This window comes from Pseudomonas sp. AC211 (assembly GCF_979258055.1).
The window spans coordinates 673,072-689,422 of the sequence record NZ_OZ409830.1; the positions used below are offsets into that span (position 1 = coordinate 673,072).

Below are 16,351 nucleotides of genomic sequence, written 5' to 3' on the forward strand. Positions count from 1 at the left end.
GCTAAATTGCAGGCGTAAAAAAGGGCTGGTTAGAAACCAGCCCTTTTTTGTTGAAGTTGGTGGGTTAGCGAGAACCCACCGTTGTTGCGTTAACGAGCCTTACTTTTTCAAGGGCGCCGGTTCCCTGCTTATGAAGTTGTAGATGAATTTCCCTGGCGATACTTTCGTAATATTGATGAACGTCTCTGAGCTTTTACCGTGCTGACTCCCCTCCGGCTTGATGCCGACCGCCTGTTCACCCGTCACGACGCGCATCCCATGCAGCTGTTGCAGGGACGAGGCATCGGTGACTTTTATGTCAACGGTTTTGCCAGAGGCGTCCATAACCTTAACGGTCACCGGCGCGGTTTTCAGCGAGTTCACCGTGGCGTTGTCAGCCGCGTTGAGTTTTGCCAAGGCATTTTTTAGCTGCGTACCGACCTGTTGCGACGTCACGTGGCGAGCCAAATCGTTACCACCTTGGCCGGCCGGCTTTTTCGATGGCACGTTAACCGCAACGTCTGCGCTCGCTGTACTGACGGGCTGCTTGGATGATGCGTCGGGAGCATCCACGTCTGTGCTCGCGGGCCGGGTTGCGGTCGGCACCCTCACGTCTGCGCTCGCCACATTGGTTGGCCGCGACGGCACGTTCGGCAAGTCAACGTCGGCGCTCGCCGTGCTGGTTGGTCGAGACGGAGCGTTAGGCACATCCACGTCTGCGCTCGCCGCGCTGGTTGGTCGCGATGGAGCGTCTGCCGAGCCGGTGTCAGCAAGCGTTCGTTGCGGCTCAACTTTATTTTTCTTCTTCTGCTTGTTATAGGTCGGCAAGCTAAGCTCGATTTTAATGTCGGTACCCGCGATCTTCCGATCCTGCGTTACGTTAGTCAGATTATTGCCGTCGCGGTTGAGTTGCCCTACCACGCCGCCGCCCACACTCATCTCCATACCACCCAAGTCGACGGTACTGTTTTGCGTGGCGTTGTATTTAACCTGATCAACGCGACCGGCCTGAATGGTCACCGACGGCACGCCCGTCTTGCTCACGCCAGCGCCTCCGCCACCGTAGCCACCATCTTTGTTACGGAAGTCATCCAGAGCAGCAGCCGTAGTGGTGCCCTCTACTCGATATGAGCCTTGACCCGAAGAGTTAAGAATGTGAGCGCCGGTAAGCGTTTGGTTGCCCCCTACGTAGAAGTCCATGGAACCGGAGCTGATACCCGATTGCTCAGCGGTCAGGCGGCTATCGTCATAGTCCTTGCCGCCAGAAGCCGAGAAGCTACCGGTTGGCTGGATAATTCCATTGGTAGTGAGTGCGACCCCTACAGAAGCGCTCCAACTGCCACGCTCATGCTCCATGTTATGAACATCCTGTTTGCTCGTGATGTTCTGGTTGCCGTCAATGTGATAATCCAAATGGCCGGCCTCGATGTTGGCGCCTTCCAAATTGTGGTCACCTTTGGCCTTGATGCTGACCTCGGTGCCGCTAATCATCCCGTTAGTGAAAGTCTGCCAGCTTTCCTTCGTTTTGTCGTAGTTACCGTCCGCGCCTATCGACGCTCCAGCCCCGGCTCCCATTGGGCCCACGCTGATGGCTTCTGTATAGCCAACGTTATGGATCTTGGTTTCCGATTTGCTGGTGCTACTGCTTTCAGCTGCGCGCTGATTGATATTTCCCGCAGAATCGAGGGCTACGCTACCTCCGGCGATATTCACTCCGTTTAGATCAATGTCGCCCTTGGTGGTTGTCAGACTGATGTTGCCGCCGATTTGATTGATGTTTTCGGATTTGCTTTCTGTCTCAGTTCGGCGATTTCCATCACCGGTACGCCGTTGGAGGATTGGCTCATACCTTGTTGTTGGTTCGGCGCTATCGCAATTTGTGCGAATGCCTGGGGCAAGATTCCAAGCAGCGCGAGCGGCAGCGCTTTCAAAGCCCAGCGATGTGTACTGGTAGCGGATGCGCCCCGTGTTTGCCCGGGTTTGCGTTGCGCTGTACAGATTTCTGCGACGGGGATCAAGCAGCCGATGGTTTTGCTAAATATCAGTCGAAAACAATTTTTGTTCATGAAAGTGCATCCTCTAAAATCTAAATAGTTTAAAAGTTGACGTAGGTGCTCATATAAAGGACGGCACTGTCATTGCCGTCCTTTAATTCATCCTGCATATATAATGGGAGGCCTAGCGTTATTGAGGCGCCGCCATAGCGCCAATTTCCGCTGGCTCCTATTGCTAAGCCGGCAATCGCGCCACCGTTTGTCTCTTTGGTTACGTCTCGCGCATAGCCGGAGTCGAGGCCGATTAATGGAGAAATAGATCCTCCTAGTATTTGCAGTGAGCGCGTCAAGGTGTTTGATATATAAATTCCTTGGTCGCCCCATAGAGGCGGGCCCCTGAATCCTCTAACGGTGAATTCATCGCCAAGGCCCATTTTTTCAGCGACTAACAAGTTATCTTTTGAGTACTGGCCGCCAACCCGGGACGAAAAGCTAAAGTCCCTGTCTTGCCATTTGAATGGGCGCGACCACGCTGTATTGAATCCAAGCTTTTGAAAGTGTTTAGGTTGGTGGTGTTCGTCGTAAGCCGCTTGTTTCGAACCCCAGGCAGATACGCCTTGGCTAAACGTGGCGTCGGAATATAAGGAGCCGCCAGCGAGCTGCGTGATATGTTCCAGGCCGAACTTGACGTTGGAATAAGGCATACTATTAGTGCCCAGAAAGGCATCTTCTAGATAGTTGGCGCTTTCTTTGTGTTCTATTTCAGCTGACGCAGTTGATTTGTCCGTTTTCCCGCGGTTGAGTACATGGCTGAACTTGGCAGCGTAGGTTTGCGAGTCACCGCTGGTGTTATAGGTGCCGTAGTTACCGCCAGGCGTTAGGCGCTCGTACTGCGAATGGTTGAAGCGAAGATCAATTTTAGAAAATCCGAACGGAACCGAGTATGTGACACCGGCGTTGTACTCTGAATTGCTTTCACTGAGTTCATAGCGCCGGGTACTCAGGTTAAGGCCGACGGTATCGTTGCCCAGTAACAGATCACTAATGCTGGTCGAAGCGCTGAAGCGGTAACGGCCCTTGCTCGGGCTGTCCATTCCAGAATTATCAACCTTGACCGTGACGCTCGGGAGCCCTTTGTCTTCAATAACCAAATTCAAATATGAATAACCGAAACGCTCAGAAGGTTGAATATCAACGCGGGCGGTTTTCGCTGCGTTATTAAGGTTTTCTACCATTTGGTCAACTTGTCGAATATTTAATGGCTTGCCTGAAAGTGCGGGCATGGCCGATTCGGTTAACAGTTTCTGGTACGGGCCGCTGGGCGGTTTTCCATTAATTAACCAACCCTCGACGTAGCCCCAATTTATCTTCAGTTCTACTTCGCCTTGCTTCATGTTTTTTGGCACAAGGCTGACGGTTGTTGTAGAAAAAACCTTCATCGGTATATCGATTGCTGACGTCTCGAATCAAGCCGAACAGATCGCTGCTGCCGAGCTCGCGGTTTTTATACTTAGCGAGTACCTCATCAACAATGACAGTGCTACTGCTGTGATCACCGCTATTGATTGTGATTGTAGTGATCAGGAACTTAGGCCCATTGTCAGTTGGCTCGGGTGACTCGGGCAGTTGCAGTTGAGGGGCCTGGGAATCCCGTTGGTTTTTGTCGAGTTGGCGGTTTATTTCCTCCTGTTGCCGCTGTTTGTTTTGCAAGTCTTGTTCGCGGTCAATAGGGCTAATCCGTGGAATTGGATCTGCCGCTTGTAGCAACGGTGAAACTGCGCTCGCGAAAACGCCGATTAACACCGCTTTACCTATCGCGTCGGAGAGCGAGCAGAAGTGGCGTCGTGAAAATATCGGTTTGGTGTCGCTGGCTTGTGAAACGGTAGATGGGCGCATGGTCGGTAATCTATGCATCTATGGGGAGGTGCATTCTTAATGTGCCTGGTGCTACCGAGTAGAATGTGGTTCGCCTGCGGATGTAAGTTGCTGCCTACATGGCTGTAGGTGGAAATATAAAACGTAGGAAGTTAGCCTTATCGGCGTAGGACATGTGGAAGTTGCCAGGTTTTTCACGTCGCCGAATAATGTTATTGGTTTGAGTTGATGTGCCGTTTTCGATGTCAACACCACGCTTTGGCTCGACCAATCAACCTGCGGTTTTGGCATTACGTAGAGAGATTTCTCTGGCCGCTACGGTCTTGTTCTTTGCGCCTAGACCAACGTCGGATACCTTGCGGCACGGAAACGTCTAAACTCGAAAGGCCGCTTGTACGTCCATCCATTCGGAGTTTTCCATGAACAATAACAATAGCGTCCTACGCCATCTGCCTTGGGCAGTGTTGGCCGTAGTGGGCGCCGGTGCCTTGGGTGTCGTGGCCTTGCGCCGCGGTGAAGCCATCAACGCGTTATGGATAGTGGTGGCCGCTGTGGCCCTCTATCTGGTTGCCTACCGTTACTACAGTTTGTTCATCGCCAATAAGGTGATGCAGCTGGACCCCAACCGCGCCACTCCCGCTGTGTTGAATAACGATGGTCTGGACTACGTGCCGACCAACAAACACATTCTGTTCGGTCACCACTTCGCTGCTATCGCTGGCGCAGGTCCCTTTGGTGGGCCCGGTGCTTGCTGCGCAGATGGGGTATCTGCCCGGTACGCTCTGGCTGATTGCGGGGGTGATTCTCGCCGGTGCGGTACAAGACTTCATGGTGCTGTTCATTTCCACGCGCCGTAACGGCCGCTCGCTCGGTGAGCTGGTGCGCGAAGAAATGGGCCAGGTGCCCGGCACCATTGCGCTGTTCGGCGCGTTCCTGATCATGATCATCATCCTTGCGGTGCTGGCGCTGATCGTGGTGAAGGCCCTGGCGTCGAGCCCGTGGGGTATGTTCACGGTGATGGCGACCATCCCGATCGCGATGCTCATGGGCGTGTACATGCGCTATATCCGCCCGGGCCGAATTGGCGAGATCTCCGTGGTGGGCCTGCTGCTGTTGCTCGGTTCCATCTGGCTCGGCGGCCAGGTTGCCGCCAGCCCGGAATGGGCGCCGATGTTTACTTTCACCGGCATTGAAATCACTTGGATGCTGATCGGCTACGGCGCCGTGGCGTCGGTGCTGCCGGTGTGGTTGCTGTTGGCCCCGCGTGACTACCTGTCTACCTTCCTCAAGATCGGCACCATCATCGCCTTGGCGCTGGGCATCCTGATCACCATGCCCGATCTGAAAATGCCAGCGCTGACGCAATTCGTCGACGGCACCGGCCCGGTGTGGAAAGGCGGCTTGTTCCCGTTCCTGTTCATCACCATTGCCTGCGGTGCGGTGTCTGGTTTCCACGCACTGATCTCCTCGGGCACCACGCCGAAGCTGCTGGCGAGCGAGTCCCATGCGCGCTACATCGGTTACGGCGGCATGTTGATGGAATCGTTCGTGGCAATCATGGCCATGGTCGCTGCCTCGGTGATTGAACCGGGCGTGTACTTCGCCATGAACAGCCCACCCGCTGTAGTGGGTGCGGATGTTGCCTCGGTGGCGGCAACGGTCAGCAGTTGGGGTTTCCTGATCACGCCCGAGGTGCTGGAAGCCACGGCGCGTGACATTGGTGAAACCACCATTCTGGCGCGTGCCGGTGGTGCGCCGACGTTGGCGGTGGGTATCGCGCAGATTCTTCACCAGGTGCTGCCGGGTGAAAACACCATGGCCTTCTGGTACCACTTCGCGATTCTGTTTGAGGCGCTGTTTATCCTCACGGCGGTCGATGCGGGCACCCGAGCGGGGCGGTTCATGCTGCAGGATTTGCTCGGCAACTTCGTTCCCGCGCTGCGCAAAACCGACTCCTGGATCGCCAACATCATTGCCACGGGCGGTTGCGTAGCGATGTGGGGCTGGTTGCTGTACCAGGGCGTAGTCGATCCGTTGGGCGGCATCAATACGTTGTGGCCGCTGTTCGGTATTTCCAACCAGATGCTGGCCGGCATCGCGCTGATGCTCGGCACCGTTGTGCTGATTAAAATGAAGCGTCAGCAGTACGCGTGGGTCACGGCGTTGCCCGCCACCTGGCTGCTGATCTGCACCACGACAGCCGGCTTGATCAAGTTGTTCGACAGTAACCCGGCAGTGGGCTTCGTGGCGTTGGGTCGCAAGTACAGCGATGCATTGGCCGCAGGCCAAGTGATCGCCCCGGCTAAAGACGCCGAGCAAATGCAGCACGTGATCTTCAACGCATACACCAACGCCACTCTCACGGTGCTGTTCCTGTTCGTGGTGTTCAGCGTGCTGTTCTACGCCATCAAAGTTGGCCGCGCGGCCTGGGTTCGCCCAGAGCGCAGCGACAAAGAAACCCCGTTCGAACCCATTCCGCACATCTGAGCCAATCACGTGCGTGGACACCGGCCGGCGTCGCGCCGGCCCGCTTTATTGAGGACAGACCATGTTCAATGACCTGAGTCGCATGGGCAAATACCTGGGGCAGGCCGCGCGCATGCTGGTGGGCATGCCCGATTACGACAATTACGTCGAACACATGGCCAACAAGCACCCGGACAAACCGGTAATGACGTACGAAGAGTTCTTTCGTGAACGTCAGGAAGCCCGTTATGGCGGCGGAAAGGGGCGGCCCATTCGCTGCTGCTGAATCGACCGCACTTTTCTTCTGTTGAAATTTCTGGCGCCACGCTTGTCGTGGCGTTTTCTATTCAGGCGCCCCACGGCGTCACTGTTCAGGACGTAACCATGAGTCCCGCTCCCATTCCGGTCACCGTTCTCAGCGGGTTTCTCGGTGCCGGCAAAACCACCTTGCTGCGGCATATTCTCAAGGCCGAACACGGGCTGAAAATTGCCGTCATCGAGAACGAGTTCAGCGAAACGCCCATCGACAGCGAACTGCTCGGCACCGAGCCGGTGCAGGTGATGACGCTCGCCAACGGCTGCGTGTGCTGCTCCATTCACGTCGAGCTGGAGAAAGCCCTCTACCTGCTGCTCGACCGCCTGGACAGCGGCGAGCTGGCGTTTGATCGCCTGGTGATCGAGTGCACCGGCCTGGCCGACCCCGCGCCAGTCGCGCAAACCTTTTTCGCCGAAGAAGAACTGTGTGAGCGCTACGTGCTCGACGGCATCATCACCGTGGTCGACGCCGCCAATGCCGAGCGCCACCTGGCCGAGCCCATCGCCCAGGCCCAGGTTGGGTTCGCCGATCGCATTCTGGTGAGCAAGCGCGACTTGGTGACCGACGAGCACTACGACGCGCTGGTGCAGCGCCTCGGGCGCATCAACCGCCGGGCGCCGATTCGTGTGGTTGAACATGGTCAAATCGATTTGGCCGAACTGCTGGATGTACGCGGCTTCAACCTCAACGCTGACCTTCCCACCACCATCAGCCTGCGCCCGCTAACCCCGGCCGCCAGCCCGGACCGCATCGGCACCCTGGTGCTGAAAAGCGAGCAGCCGCTGGATATCGACAAGCTCAGCGCCTTCATGGAAAACCTGCTGGAAACCCACGGCAATTCGCTGCTGCGCTACAAGGGCGTGCTGAACATTGCCGGCGAAGACCGGCGCATGGTGTTTCAGGGCGTTTTGCGCCTGTATGGCTTTGACTGGGACCGCGAGTGGCTGGCCGGCGATGTGCGCGAAAGCGTGATCGTGTTTATCGGTGACCAGTTGCCCGAAGAAGAGATTCGCGCTGGGTTCGCCGCCGTAGCAGCTGACTGAACTCAGGGCGCGATCACTGCGCCTTGAACTGGCACGTCAGGTAGCGATTGCTAAAGCCATAGCGAAGCATCGAACCCAGGCGCGCCAGCAGATAGAACGGGTGGCGCCGGTAATACTGCAACACCGCATTGCCCACCCCTTCAGAGCGATGCTGTTTCTGGTGATCGGCTTTCTTGCTGAACAGCCCCTTGAATTGCCACCACTGAACTTGCTCGAACTCCTTCACCGAGCGCAGGCCTTGGCTGCGGAACAGCCGCGCGAACGAGCCTTTGCTGAAGTCGTGCAGGTGATGGGGATTGCCGTCCAGGGTCGGCGTAATCGGCACCGAGGCAATCACCTGACCGCCGCTGGCCAACAGGCGACTGTAATTGGCGACGAGGCGGGCAGGGCTGGGCAAATGTTCGATGGTTTCCAGGCTGACGATGGTGTCGAACGCCTGTTCGCCCGCGAAGGTTTCGGCATTGGCGCACACGTAGCTGAGGTTGCTCAGCCGATAGTGCTGCTCGGCGTAGGCGATGGCGTCGGGGTCGATGTCCACGCCGATCACAGTCTTGTCCGGGTTCTGCTCGGCCAATAACGCCGTGCCGTAACCGCAGCCGCAGGCCATGTCCAGAACGCGCGAGCCACTGAGCAAACCCGAGGCGAATTCATAGCGCTGCATATGAATGGCCAGCGTGGCGTGGTCGTCGGGGTTTTGCGGGTTGAGGTCTTTGGGGTAAATGCGTTCGATGCTGTGCACGTGGGGCGTCCCTGTCCGTTACGTCTAAGGTGCGACTATACCGATGCTGCTGTGGGAATTAGCGGTAAATGGTCGACAACTGCTGGCGCTCTTCCAGGCATTCCGCTGAGCCGGTCTCAAAAATCCGGCACACCCAGGGCCGGTTTTCGTAGATGGTGCAGCGCATCGTGTCGCGGTCCAGCGCAATGCACCAGCCGTCGTCGAGACGCGCCATCACCTCGCCGCCCCACTCATCGGTGTCGATGTAGCGCTCGGGTACGCCGGTGTCGGTGAGCAGCATCACTTCCAACTGGCAGCAGCACGCCGCGCAGTTGGAGCAGGCCACGGCAGGCGTGGGCTCGAGGGTGACGAGGGGAATGGCAGGAAGGTCGCTCATGGGGGCGACAGTGTACAGATTGCCGCCCGACGCAGGCTGCTATTCGTCCGGGTGTAGGCGCCGCGCCAGGGCGTGCAGCAATGGAAACAGCACGGCCCACAGCATCGCCAGAGTCAACAGACTTGCCGCCAGCCCGAAGGGCAATTGCACCCCGGTGAGCCGAGCGCCGGCGTAGTACGACAACGGCGCACTCACCGCGCCCAACACGCAGGCCAGCCCCAGCGGCCGTGCCGTCCAGGCCAGACAATGGCGCAAGGTGGTGGCCAGCAGCGTCCACATCAGCACCAGCCAAGCGGGAATCAGCCAGCCGCCCATCAAGGCTTGCCCCTCGGCAAACACAAACAGCCCGCCGTGCATCAAAGCACTGTCGATGGCAGTGCCCAACAGCGTCACCGCCAGTAGCAAGCGCACCTCGCCGCGACCGAGCCAGGCCAGGTGAATAACCACTACCAGCGCGATGACCCCTAGCAATGCCGGGTACTGCGGGTTGTACACGCCAGCGAACCAACCGAGCTGAAACAGCACGGCGTTCGCCACCGTCTTAAGCGTCAAAGCGGCCCAACAAAGGCGCAGGTTGCGCCGCTGGTTTGGCCAATAGCAGCTGGGCGGTGCCGATGGTGCGCTCGATAAAACCGCCCTCGCAGTAGCACAGGTAAAACTCCCACAGCCGGAAGAAGTAATCGTCGTAACCCTTCTCGTGCAGGGTGTGGCGAGCGTTACGCAGGTTGTCGTGCCACAGGCGCAAGGTGCGGGCGTAATGCAGACCGAAATCTTCCATGTGCAGCAGGTTCATATCGGTTTCTTCGGTCACCACCGTGAGCATGGTGGTCAGCGAGGGCAGGGCGCCGCCGGGAAAGATGTAGCGCTGGATAAAGTCGACGCTGCGTTTGGCCTGCTCATAGCGCTGGTCGCGGATGGTGATGGCTTGCAGCAGCATCAAACCGTCGTCTTTAAGCAGGTACGCGCATTGCTTGAAGTAGGTGGGCAGAAAGCTGTGGCCCACTGCCTCGATCATCTCGATGGAGACCAATTTGTCGTACTGGCCAACCAGGTCGCGATAGTCCTGCAACAGCAACGTCACGCGATCTTGCAGCCCCTGCGCTTCAATGCGTTGGCGGGTGTAGGCGTATTGCTCGCGCGACAGCGTGGTGGTGGTTACCTGGCAGCCGTAATTCACCGCCGCGTAAATCGCCATGCTGCCCCAGCCGGTGCCGATCTCCAGCAAGTGGTCGGTCGGCTTTAGCGCGAGCTTCTGGCAGATGCGTTCCAGCTTATTCAGCTGCGCCTGCTCCAGGGTGTCGTCCGCGCGTTGGAACATGGCAGCGGAATACATCATGGTCGGGTCGAGGAACTGCTCGAACAGCTCGTTACCCAAGTCGTAATGCGCCGCGATGTTTTTCTGCGAACCCTTGTGCGTGTTGCGGTTCAGCCAATGCAGGCCGGCAACCAGCGGGCGCCCCAGTTGTGCCAGGCCACGCTCCATGGAATCGAGCAGGTCGAGGTTGCACACAAACACGCGCACCACGGCGGTCAGGTCGGGCGAACTCCAATAGCCATGGATATACGCTTCACCGGAACCAATCGAGCCATTGCTGGCGACCAGCGACCACAGGGCCGGGTCGAGCACGTGAATTTCCGCCTGCAGCTCAGCGCCAGGCTGGCCGAACACCAGGCGCTCGCCGTTCTCGACGATGCTCAGTTGGCCGTGGCGCAGTTGCCCGAGCAGGCGCAACACGGCGCGGCGCAATAGGCCGGCGCCGATGCCATTGCCAGTGCGGGAAAAGGTTTTACTGCTGAGGCTAGGGCTTTTCATGGTGGCTTTCCGGCGAAGCCACGCGCACAGAACCCTGCGCCGGCTGGTGGGAGAAAAGGGGCGTGCGTTTAAGCAGCAGGCGCAGGGCCTGCCAGTAGATGGCCAACACGGTTTTGGCGGTCATCCAGGGAAAGCTCAGCAAATGCCGGTGCAGGCTCGCGCGCGTCAGCGGGCTGCGCGTCAGACTCAGGCTGGCGTCGAACAGTTTGTGCTCGCCTTGCCAGTCGGCCATGAACACGCCCAGGCGTGCAGTGGGCTGGCTGAAGGTCATGCGGTACTGCAAATCGCGCGGCAAAAACGGCGATACATGGAACGACTTGTCCACCCGCACATGGTGCGGGCCGGAGTGGCCGTCTTCGCACGGCAACACATAGTGATAACGCTCGCGCCACGGCGTGTTGCTGACTTCGCACAACACCGCCTGCAACTGCCCGACGCTGTCGTAGCAGTAGAAAAAACTCGCCGGATTAAACGCCACGCCCCAGCTGCGCGGCTGTGCCAGCAGGCAGATTCTGCCCAGCAGCGGCGTGCCCAGTGCCTCGCTGACTACGCCGCGCACGGCATCGCTCAGGCGAGTGCCGGCGCCGGTAAAGGTCGGCAGAAAGTCGGTTTCGCGAAACGCAAACGGCGCCCAGCGACTGCGCCCCGCCAATGGCGATAGCGCCAGCACCTGCTCCTGTTCATCCAGATCAAGAAACAGAAAACCCATGCGATAACGGAAATCATGGGCGCGCGGGCTGAAGCGCCGGTGCTGCACCCAGCCGCTGTACAAGGCGCTGTTCATTGCAGCGCCTCGCCAAACGCCTGCCCAACGCGCAGGGCGCTGACGACGCCATCTTCATGAAAACCGTTGGCCCAGTAAGCGCCGCAGTAGTACGTGTGGTTCACGCCGAGCAACTCGTGCCAGCGCCCTTGTGCTTCGACGCCGGCCAGGCTGTATTGCGGATGCGCATAGGTGTGGCGCGACAGCACCTTTGCCGGGTCGATCACCTCGTTCTGATTCAGGCTCACGCAGAACGTGGTGTCGCTCTGAATGCCTTGCAGAATGTTCATGTCGTACGTCACCGCCGCCGCGCGCTCGCGGTTGCCGTCGAGGCGGTAGTTCCAGCTGGCCCAGGCCAGGCGGCGCTTGGGTAGCAGGCGCGTATCGGTGTGCAGCACCACGTCGTTTTCGGCATACGGCAACGCGCCGAGAATGCTTTGCTCCGCCGCTGTCGGCTGGTCGAGCAGGCGCAGCGCCTGGTCGCTGTGGCAGGCGAAAATCACCTTGTCGAAATGCTCGATGCCCTGGGCGCTGTGCACGGTCACGCCAAGCTCATCGCGTTCCACTTTCAGCACCGGGCAATTGAGCCGGATGTGCTGGCGGAACGACGCAACGAGCGGCTCCACATAACCACGCGAACCGCCGCTGATCACGTGCCATTGCGGCCGGTTGTTCACCGACAGCAGGCCGTGATTCTTGAAAAACTGCACAAAGAAACGCAGCGGAAAATTGAGCATTTCGCCCAGCGACATCGACCAGATCGCCGCGCCCATCGGCACGATGTAGTGGTCGATAAAGCGCTGACGATAGCCGCGCGTTTTCAAATAAGTCCCCAGCGTCATGCCGGAGTTGATTTGCTGGTTTTCCAGCTCGGCCAGCGCTTCGCGGTTGAAGCGAAGAATGTCGCGCAACATGCCCCAAAACGTCGGTGACAGCAGGTTGCGGCGCTGGGCGAACAGGCTGTTCAGCGTGTTGCCGTTGTACTCCACGCCGCTCTGCAGGTCGTGCACCGAGAAGCTCATTTCGGTGGGCTGGTAGGCCACTTTCAGTTTGTCGAGCAAGCGGATGAAGTTCGGGTAGGTCCAGTCGTTGAACACGATAAAACCGGTATCCACCGCGTAGTCGCGGCCATCGACCTGCACGTCCACGGTATGGGTGTGGCCTCCGATCCAATCGCTGGCTTCAAATACCTGAATATCGTGCTGGCGATTGAGCAGATAGGCGCTGGTCAGCCCTGAAATACCGCTGCCGATAATGGCAATTTTCATACGTCGTCCTTGGCGGAATGCTGAGCAGGCTCAGAGGTGCGGGCCATGCGTTTACCCATGGCCAATTGCACGGTGGAAGGCAGGCTGGCGAGCAGCTTGAGCACGGCGATAAAGGGGCCTGGGAAGGCGATTTCGTGAGGGCGTTTCGGCAGGCGCTTGGCGATGTGTTTGGCGGCTTTTTCAGCGGACCAGGTCATCGGCATGGCGAAGTCATTGCGCGCGGTCAGCGGCGTTTCGACGAAGCCCGGGCTAACCAGCGTGACGTCGATGCCTTCGGCGGCGAGGTCGATGCGCAGCGCCTGCATCAGATAACGCAGCGCCGCTTTCGAGGCACCGTAGGCTTCGGCGCGAGGCAACGGCAAATAAGTCACTGAGCTGGCAACCGCGACCAAATGCGGCTGGTGGCCGGCACGCAACAGCGGCAATGCCGCTTCGATGCAGTAACTGGCCGACAGCAAGTTGGCGCGCATGACGCGTTCGACCATGGCCGCTTCAAAGTGCTGAGCGTCGATGTATTCGCAGGTGCCGGCATTCAGAATCGCGCCATCCAGCGCACCCCATTGCCGGGCGATCTGCTCGCCAATTGCGCGCACTTGTTCGGCTTCGCCCAAGTCACCGGGCACTACCAGAACGCGTCCCGGAAACCGCTCAGCCAGGGCTTGCAACGGTTCCACACGGCGCGCACTGAGGGCGAGGCGGTTGCCTTGCGCCAACAACTGTTCGGCCAGGGCCGCGCCAATGCCGCTGCTGGCGCCGGTCAGCCAGATACGTCTGCCGCTGCTCATGCCAGGCGCCCCTTCAGCCAGTGAATAACCCGGCCCATCACGGGCAGGTGTTCGTACAGCAGGGCGCCGGCATCGAAGTAGTCGTGGTGTGCGTACACCTTGTCGTGCCACAGCAGGTGCGAACAGCCTTGTACCGCGATGGCGTTGCCGCCATTCAAACGCGGGTGGCGGTACGTCATGGTCCAGCGCAGATAACCGGCGCCGGGTGCCAGTTCATCGAAGCCGTGGAATTGAAAGTGCAGGTCCTGAACGTTGGCGTACAGCTGCTCGAAGTACGCACGCATGGCCGGCAGGCCGTGAATCTCATGCAGTGGATCCTGGAAGCGCACGTCGTCGCTGTAGAGCTGGCCGAGTGTGTCCAGATTGTCCGCGTTCAAGGCGGCAAAGCCGTTAGCGAAGCGTCGGAGGAAGTCGCGCTGTTCACTGTCACGCTGCGGCTCGTCGCCGGGCGCTGATGCTCGTTCAAGGGGCATGGCTCAGTTTCTCCAGGGCACATCGCTGTCGTCGCCAAACAGCGGCGGAAGTTGGGCATCGCCCAGGCTCTTGAACGCGCTGATGGCGCGGGCACGGCTACTGCTTAAATCAACAATCGGCGCGGGGTAGTCCACGCCGCCAAACAGGTCGGCGCCTTTGCGCACGTGCGGGTTGTGCACGTCTTTGTCGCTGAGGGCATTCAACTGCGGCAGCCAGTGGCGAATAAAACGGCCTTGGGTATCGAAGCGCTGCGACTGGCTGACCGGGTTGAAAATGCGGAAGTAGGGCACCGAGTCGGTGCCGGTGGACGCGCTCCACTGCCAGCCGCCGTTGTTGGCGGCGAGGTCGCCATCGATCAGGTGGCGCATAAAAAAGCGCTCGCCTTCACGCCAGTCGATTAGCAGGTTTTTGGTTAGAAACATCGCCACCACCATGCGCAGGCGGTTGTGCATCCAGCCGGTGGCCAGCAACTGCGCCATGGCCGCGTCGATCAGCGGAATGCCGGTGCGACCTTCCTGCCAGGCAGCGAGGTCTTTGGGCGCCTTGCGCCAGGCCAGCGCCTCGGTTTCCTGGCGAAACGCGCGGTGCCGCGACACACGGGGGTAGCCGGCGAGAATGTGCTTGTAGAACTCGCGCCAGAGCAGCTCGTTAATCCAGGTAATGATGCCGGTGTTGCCGCTTTCGAACTCACCGTGGTTGCTCATCAATGCGCGGTGCAGGCATTGGCGCGGCGACACCACGCCCGCCGCCAAGTACGTCGACAGTTGGCTGGTGCCCGGTTTGGCCGGCAGGTCGCGGCTGTCGTGGTAGTCGCCGATGCGCTCGTCAGCAAAGGTGTCCAGGCGCTCATGGGCCTCAGCCTCGCCCGCCGGCCACAGTGCTTGCAGGCTGGCAGGTGGCGTGGCGAAACCGGGCACGGAGGAGGGCAGAGCATCGCTGGCAATGCCCAGCGCCGGCTGCTTTTTCGGCAGCTGCACAAGCGGCGGCAGCGCGGTGTGCAGGCGGCTGTAGCAGACCTTGCGGAACTGGCTGAACACCTGAAAGTAATTGCCCGCTTTGGTCAGAATGCTGCCCGGCTGGAACAGCAACTGATCGAGGTGGCTGTGCCACAGCACGCCTTGCTCGCCCAAGCGGTCGGCCACGGCATGGTCGCGCTTGGTTTCGTTGATTCCGTACTCTTCATTAACTTGCACGCAGCCAATTTCATGCTCGTTGCACAGCTCGGCAATCACCTGCGGCGCGTCGGCCCAGGTGTCGGCCTTGCGGACCAGCAGCGGCACGCCCAGCTTTCCCAGCGCGTCGCGCAAGGGCGCGAGGTTGCGCAGCCAGAAGTCGACTTTGCACGGCGCGTCGTCGTGTTGTTGCCATTGCGAAGGGCTGAGTAGAAACACCGCGAGCGTCGGCCCCGCCTGCATGGCGGCGGTTAGGGCGCTGTTGTCCTGCACGCGCAGGTCGGTGCGAAACCACATCAGCTGGCGCATCACGCGTTGGCCTTTTTGGCGCCGAGCAAGTCGAGCTGCTGCAAGGTTTCCAGGGCCAGCAAAGGATCATCGGCCAGGTGCAAGCCGTTGAGCTGGGTTTGTAGTGCGAGCAAATCGGCGTGGTGAATGCGCACGGTCGGGCCCACCAGCAAGCGCGGGCAACTGCTGTCGGCGAGCAGCTTGGGCAACTGCGCGCTGGCCAGCGCCTGGCCGGAATACAACAGCGTGGCGCGCGGCTTGATGTGCTCGATGGCCAGCGCCAACTCCAGCGGCGGCAACGGCCAGTCGAATACCTCGACGGCGCAATCGGCGCTGCTCAGCAGCCAGGCCGACAGCCACAGCGCCGGTTCCATCGGCAGGTCCGACAGGTTCACCAGCAGCAACGGCGCGCCGCTCTGCTGACGGTTGTTTTGATAAATGCGCGAACCCAATTTGCTGCGCAGCCAGGAGAAGAAAAACACCTTCTCCAACTGCGCGCCGAACTGGCCTTGCCAACGCTGTTCCAGCTCGGCAAGCAGCGGCAGCAGCAGTTGTTCGCAGAGCAGTTTCGGCGGGTACAACAGCTCGACGCGCTTGAAGGCATCGTCCAGCCGACGCTCAGCTTGTTCGCTAATGGCATTGAGCAGCGCCACGCGGGCTTCTTCCCAGCCATTACTGTCGACATGGGCGTTAGGCAGCGCGGCGGTTTTCAGCAGCGCCTTGACCTGGCTGACCGCCACGCCGCGATTGAGCCAGGTGAGAATTGCCTGAATACGGGTGATGTGGTCTTGCGTGTACAGGCGATGCCCTTTGGCCGTGCGCTGCGGCACGATCAACCCGTAGCGACGCTCCCAGGCGCGCAGGGTGACCGGGTTGACGCCGGTAATGCGCGACACGTCGCGGATCGGCAACAAGTTATTGGCCAGCGCCGCTTGCAGCTCGGCATCGGTGCTGTCTTCGGGTTCATCGTGCTGGGGGGCGTGTTTATTCATGTGTCTGT

Annotated in this window: 16 protein-coding genes and 1 pseudogene; 3 read left to right on the top strand and 14 right to left on the bottom strand. The window is 59.5% G+C overall.

The window, feature by feature from the left end; translation table 11 throughout:
- Positions 1–99: 99 nt before the first annotated feature.
- The 4 genes from ACZZZP_RS03280 to ACZZZP_RS03295 are packed head-to-tail and all read right to left on the bottom strand — an operon-like array spanning position 100 to position 3,869.
- Positions 100–1,818, bottom strand: coding sequence for a hemagglutinin repeat-containing protein (locus ACZZZP_RS03280; protein WP_463384639.1), 1,719 nt, complete (start codon positions 1,816–1,818; stop codon positions 100–102).
- Positions 1,725–2,045, bottom strand: a complete 321-nt coding sequence (locus ACZZZP_RS03285; RefSeq protein ID WP_463381790.1) for an ESPR domain-containing protein — start codon at positions 2,043–2,045, stop codon at positions 1,725–1,727. Before ACZZZP_RS03285 ends, ACZZZP_RS03280 begins: the two co-directional genes overlap by 94 nt.
- A gap of 29 nt (positions 2,046–2,074) precedes the next feature.
- Entirely contained in the window at positions 2,075–3,367 is a 1,293-nt protein-coding gene (locus ACZZZP_RS03290) for a ShlB/FhaC/HecB family hemolysin secretion/activation protein (RefSeq protein WP_463536259.1), read from the bottom strand.
- Positions 3,306–3,869 carry a POTRA domain-containing protein gene (locus tag ACZZZP_RS03295; RefSeq protein ID WP_463536260.1) on the bottom strand — a complete coding sequence of 188 codons (564 nt, stop codon included), beginning with the start codon at positions 3,867–3,869 and terminating at the stop codon, positions 3,306–3,308. The genes ACZZZP_RS03290 and ACZZZP_RS03295 overlap by 62 nt, the downstream gene beginning before the upstream one ends.
- A gap of 398 nt (positions 3,870–4,267) precedes the next feature.
- Here ACZZZP_RS03295 and ACZZZP_RS03300 point away from each other — a divergent pair.
- The 3 genes and pseudogenes from ACZZZP_RS03300 to yjiA all read left to right on the top strand — a co-directional run bounded on the left by ACZZZP_RS03300 (position 4,268) and on the right by yjiA (position 7,673).
- Positions 4,268–6,335 (top strand): annotated as a pseudogene (locus ACZZZP_RS03300) (carbon starvation CstA family protein).
- Between the two features lie 61 nt (positions 6,336–6,396).
- Positions 6,397–6,600 carry a YbdD/YjiX family protein gene (locus tag ACZZZP_RS03305; protein ID WP_122452145.1) on the top strand — a complete coding sequence of 68 codons (204 nt, stop codon included), beginning with the start codon at positions 6,397–6,399 and terminating at the stop codon, positions 6,598–6,600.
- 98 nt (positions 6,601–6,698) lie between these two features.
- The gene (yjiA, locus tag ACZZZP_RS03310; protein ID WP_463381792.1) at positions 6,699–7,673 is read left to right on the top strand and encodes a GTPase; all 975 of its coding nucleotides are present in this window, start codon (positions 6,699–6,701) and stop codon (positions 7,671–7,673) included.
- 13 nt (positions 7,674–7,686) lie between these two features.
- On the opposite strand, the gene ACZZZP_RS03315 is transcribed toward yjiA, so the two are convergent.
- The 10 genes from ACZZZP_RS03315 to ACZZZP_RS03360 are packed head-to-tail and all read right to left on the bottom strand — an operon-like array spanning position 7,687 to position 16,343.
- Positions 7,687–8,412: a class I SAM-dependent methyltransferase gene (locus ACZZZP_RS03315; protein ID WP_463381793.1), complete on the bottom strand. Its 726-nt coding sequence runs from the start codon at positions 8,410–8,412 to the stop codon at positions 7,687–7,689.
- Positions 8,413–8,470: 58 nt separating this feature from the next.
- Positions 8,471–8,788 (bottom strand): YkgJ family cysteine cluster protein, encoded by a 318-nt coding sequence (locus tag ACZZZP_RS03320; protein WP_122492890.1) that lies wholly within the window; start codon positions 8,786–8,788, stop codon positions 8,471–8,473.
- Positions 8,789–8,827: 39 nt separating this feature from the next.
- Entirely contained in the window at positions 8,828–9,313 is a 486-nt protein-coding gene (locus ACZZZP_RS03325; RefSeq protein ID WP_463536261.1) for a DUF2878 domain-containing protein, read from the bottom strand.
- Between the two features lie 16 nt (positions 9,314–9,329).
- Entirely contained in the window at positions 9,330–10,601 is a 1,272-nt protein-coding gene (locus ACZZZP_RS03330) for a class I SAM-dependent methyltransferase (protein ID WP_463381795.1), read from the bottom strand.
- Positions 10,588–11,385, bottom strand: coding sequence for a DUF1365 domain-containing protein (locus tag ACZZZP_RS03335; RefSeq protein ID WP_463381796.1), 798 nt, complete (start codon positions 11,383–11,385; stop codon positions 10,588–10,590). Before ACZZZP_RS03335 ends, ACZZZP_RS03330 begins: the two co-directional genes overlap by 14 nt.
- Positions 11,382–12,632 carry an NAD(P)/FAD-dependent oxidoreductase gene (locus ACZZZP_RS03340; RefSeq protein ID WP_463381797.1) on the bottom strand — a complete coding sequence of 417 codons (1,251 nt, stop codon included), beginning with the start codon at positions 12,630–12,632 and terminating at the stop codon, positions 11,382–11,384. Before ACZZZP_RS03340 ends, ACZZZP_RS03335 begins: the two co-directional genes overlap by 4 nt.
- Positions 12,629–13,417: an SDR family NAD(P)-dependent oxidoreductase gene (locus ACZZZP_RS03345; RefSeq protein ID WP_463381798.1), complete on the bottom strand. Its 789-nt coding sequence runs from the start codon at positions 13,415–13,417 to the stop codon at positions 12,629–12,631. Before ACZZZP_RS03345 ends, ACZZZP_RS03340 begins: the two co-directional genes overlap by 4 nt.
- Positions 13,414–13,890, bottom strand: coding sequence for a nuclear transport factor 2 family protein (locus ACZZZP_RS03350; RefSeq protein WP_463381799.1), 477 nt, complete (start codon positions 13,888–13,890; stop codon positions 13,414–13,416). The genes ACZZZP_RS03345 and ACZZZP_RS03350 overlap by 4 nt, the downstream gene beginning before the upstream one ends.
- Before the next feature lie 3 nt (positions 13,891–13,893).
- The gene (gene phrB, locus ACZZZP_RS03355; RefSeq protein ID WP_463381800.1) at positions 13,894–15,372 is read right to left on the bottom strand and encodes a deoxyribodipyrimidine photo-lyase; all 1,479 of its coding nucleotides are present in this window, start codon (positions 15,370–15,372) and stop codon (positions 13,894–13,896) included.
- Positions 15,372–16,343, bottom strand: coding sequence for a MerR family transcriptional regulator (locus ACZZZP_RS03360; protein WP_122492882.1), 972 nt, complete (start codon positions 16,341–16,343; stop codon positions 15,372–15,374). Before ACZZZP_RS03360 ends, phrB begins: the two co-directional genes overlap by 1 nt.
- Between the last annotated feature and the right edge of the window lie 8 nt (positions 16,344–16,351).